The sequence below is a fragment of the Blautia sp. ZXY-1-C6 genome (genome assembly GCF_056339875.1).
The window spans coordinates 1-3271 of sequence record NZ_JBWJVQ010000215.1; the positions used below are offsets into that span (position 1 = coordinate 1).

The following is a 3271-nucleotide window of genomic DNA, read 5'->3' on the forward strand; positions in this document are numbered from 1 at the left end:
TGTTTCAGCTTGTAGGACGGCTTCTCGGTCTTAAAGTTTACCAGACAGCCCGTATATTCCCGGTTTTCCAGCAGATGAACCACGGTATTGGTCGCCCACTTGCACTCATAGCCGGGGTGGTAGCGGCGGGTGCTGCCCGTCCTGCGGTATTCCAGCGTCCCCGGCGTGGGGATTTGCTGCTCGGTCAGCATACGGGCTATCTTGGTCGGACCGTTCCCGGCAAGGCAAAGGCTGTAAATCTGCCGTACCACCGGGGCGGCTTCCTCGTCAATGATAAAGTTTTCGTCCTCGTCCATGAGGTAGCCATAGACGGGCTTGCTTGTGATGGGCTTTCCGCTCATGCCCTTAGAGCGTTTTACTGCCTTGATTTTCTTGCTCGTATCTCTCACCAGCCATTCGTTAAAAATGTTCCGCAGCGGGGCAAAATCATTTTCCCCCTGTGCGCTGTCCACTCCGTCATTGATAGCGATGAAGCGGACACCTTTCTGTGGGAAAATCATTTCTGTGTACATTCCCACCTGTAAGTAGTTTCGCCCTAACCTCGACATATCCTTGACGATAACTGTCCCGACTTTCCCTGCTTCAATGTCTGCAAGCATGGCTTGAAATCCGGGTCTTTGAAAGTTCGCACCGGAATAACCGTCGTCGGTGTACCAGCGCAGATTAGAAAATCCATTCTGTTTGGCATAGGTTTCCAAAATCCTCTTTTGGTTGGAAATGGAATTGCTCTCGCCTTGCAGCTCGTCCTCATGGGACAGTCTTGGGTAAAGGGCGGTAATGAGTTGCTGGGTGGTCTGTCTTAACATAAATTCCTCCGTTTCCGACAGCCAGCCCCACTATTCCGTACCTTGATTGTACCACATGGGGCGGCTGTCTGTATAGCGGCAAAAGCGTCAAATCTGCTTCTTTACGGTCGGTAAAAATGACGGTTTTTCAATCAGGCTTATCACAGGTCAAATATCCGGCGGCGGCTTCTGCTTCCAGCACTTTCATCATCTTGTCAGCGGCGGTGTCGGTCGCCCCCTCCTTGAAAAAGCCAGACACCACAAGGATTGTGTTGCCTATCCTCGTTTCGGTCACGCAGTCCGGGCGGCGGGCAGGGCGTTTGTTTCTCTGGGTGTCGGTCATAGGCAAATCTCCTTTCCGGCAAGCAGCCGTTTCAGCTGTTCCATTTTTCCCTGTGCGGCGGCTTTCCTCAAATTCTCCCCGGTAAAGCAGAGAGGGGAACACATTTCAAGCAGGCGGTCATAAATCCGGGCGTGGGCGGTGTCCTCCGGGTGCTGCAATTCCTCCAGCGTGAGGTTGGTCGTCACAATCAGCGGCTTCCTGCTCCGGTAGCGGCTGTCAATCACATTGTAGACCTGTTCCAGACCGTATTCTGTGCCACGCTCCATTCCAAAATCGTCAATGATGAGCAGGGGGAAGCTGCAAAGGCGGGAAATATATTCGTTCCTGCCCGCAAAGCTGGCGGCAAGGTCGTTTAATATTGCTGCAAAGTTTGTCATGCACACCGGGACTTCCTGCTCCATGAGGGCGTTTGCAATACACCCGGCAAAATAGCTTTTCCCAGTGCCTACCCTGCCCCACAAGAGCAGCCCGTAGTTCCCGTCCTTTATCTGTTCCCAGCGTGCCACATATCCGGCGGCGTTCTTCATCTGCGGGCAGCTGCCGTTATCGTTGGCAAATGTCCAGTCCTGCATGGTCTTGTCTGTAAAGCCCTGCCGTTTCAGCCGTTCCACCGTTTCAAGGTGGCTGCGCCGCTTCTCGGCGGCTTCCCGTTCCTTACGGGCTGCCCGCTGGCAGTCGCACTCTGACGGGTGGCGGTCACGCCCGAAAAAGGTCTTGCCCTCCGGGAAATAGGCTTCTTTGGGTTTCCGGCATTTGCCGCAGTATAAAAGCCCGTCCTCCCCGGTGTAATCCTCCGGCTCGGCTGTGGTGTCGGTCATAGGCAGTATGGTGTTGTGGATTGTATCGGTCATAGGCTTTCTCCCTCCTTGAATGAATAGTCCGGTATGCCTTTCTTTGGCTTCTCTTTGGCAGCGTCCTCCTGCGCCCACTTGTAAATGGTGGCTGCATGGCTCTGGTACTGCTTCCCGGTGGAAGCGATGTGGCAGGAAAGGCGGTCAAGGTAATACTCCCACTTGCCGGGGAAGTCCTGTTCCAGCTCCAAAAGTTCTGTGTCAGAAAGAAATACATTTTTATATCTGCCATAAGCGGCGGGGGGCTGCCCCTCACTCGCTCCTTTTGTTTGGCTCTCTATTAGGTTGTTTATATTAGTTTGGTTAGGGGACGGTTTTCCGACCGTCATAAGGTCAGTTTTCCGGCTGTCAGTTGGTCGGTTTCCCGCCCTTATGAGGGGCGGTTTTCCCGTCCGTCAGTTGGTCGGAAAACTGTACCACTGGGATAGGCGGCACTTTCACATACAGACGGTTGGCGGCAGAAAAGCCCGTCCGTCTGCGTTCCAGCAGCCCGGCAGCGTCCAGTTCGTTCAGTGCGCCCTTTATGGTGGTGCAGCCTTTATCCAGCATTTCCGCTATCTCTGCTATGGGGTAGACAATGTATGTCCGTCCCTCGCTGTCCTGCCAGCCGTTCTTCTGCGAAAGGGTGGAACGGTCTAACAGCAGCGCATATAACTCTCTTGCGGTGTGGGATAGGTCTGTTTCCAGCAGGAAACGGGGGTAAGGCAGGTAAGCGGGCAGCTCCGTTCCTGCGGTCATATAATCAGCGATAGGGTTCACCTCCTTGTGGTGTCTGTCTGTGGGTTCTGTTACGCTTTTAGGGGGCGTTTTTAAGGGAAAAGGATAAATGTATCACGCACCCTTTGACACCCTCCAAAAAAGCCTTGATTTATGCGGGTTTGAAATGCCCTAAAGCGTGACATTTCTCCCTTTGTTTCCGCTTCCGTTTGGCGGCGTTTATCCGCTTCATGCGTCCGGCGCAGTCCGGGCAGTATTTCCCCCGGTTGGATTTTGGGAAGAAGAACGCCCCGCAGACAGCGCAGCGTTTCCGGCTTCCCCGGCGCAAGAGGGCGGCTTCCAGTGCTTCATCAAGGGGCAGGACAGCGGCGGTAAACCAGCGGCAGAGCAGCGAATAGCTGATACTCTGTACACACACGCAAGGCTCGCCGTCCTCCAACAGCAGGCAGTTCCCGCTGTCATAGTTGCAGCACTCATGCACAAGGCGGCGGGCTGCCCGGTACTGGCGGTAGTCCATGCGGGGGATATTACCGTTCATGGCTCTGCTCCTTTCTGCGCTGCGGCTCGCTCCGGCG

Annotated in this window: 4 protein-coding genes and 1 pseudogene; all 5 read right to left on the reverse strand. The window is 54.6% G+C overall.

Going from position 1 to position 3271, the window contains the following annotated elements:
• On the reverse strand, positions 1 to 806 hold an 806-nt coding region (locus AC075J_RS13115), incomplete at its 3' end, for a recombinase family protein (protein WP_476390402.1).
• A gap of 127 nt (positions 807 to 933) precedes the next feature.
• Positions 934 to 1128 carry a transposon-encoded TnpW family protein gene (locus tag AC075J_RS13120; protein ID WP_002594231.1) on the reverse strand — a complete coding sequence of 65 codons (195 nt, stop codon included), beginning with the start codon at positions 1126 to 1128 and terminating at the stop codon, positions 934 to 936.
• The gene (locus AC075J_RS13125; protein WP_002594232.1) at positions 1125 to 1979 is read right to left on the reverse strand and encodes an ATP-binding protein; all 855 of its coding nucleotides are present in this window, start codon (positions 1977 to 1979) and stop codon (positions 1125 to 1127) included. The genes AC075J_RS13120 and AC075J_RS13125 overlap by 4 nt, the downstream gene beginning before the upstream one ends.
• Positions 1976 to 2717, reverse strand: a pseudogene (locus tag AC075J_RS13130) (replication initiator protein A). Before AC075J_RS13130 ends, AC075J_RS13125 begins: the two are co-directional and overlap by 4 nt.
• Before the next feature lie 130 nt (positions 2718 to 2847).
• Entirely contained in the window at positions 2848 to 3234 is a 387-nt protein-coding gene (locus AC075J_RS13135; protein ID WP_002594234.1) for a cysteine-rich VLP domain-containing protein, read from the reverse strand.
• Between the last annotated feature and the right edge of the window lie 37 nt (positions 3235 to 3271).

Bases quoted from the DNA above. Each gene is read 5' to 3' on its own strand.
- AC075J_RS13120 (WP_002594231.1), bottom strand. From the start codon at position 1,128: ATGACCGACACCCAGAGAAACAAACGCCCTGCCCGCCGCCCGGACTGC.
- AC075J_RS13125 (WP_002594232.1), bottom strand. From the start codon at position 1,979: ATGACCGATACAATCCACAACACCATACTGCCTATGACCGACACCACA.
- AC075J_RS13135 (WP_002594234.1), bottom strand. From the start codon at position 3,234: ATGAACGGTAATATCCCCCGCATGGACTACCGCCAGTACCGGGCAGCC.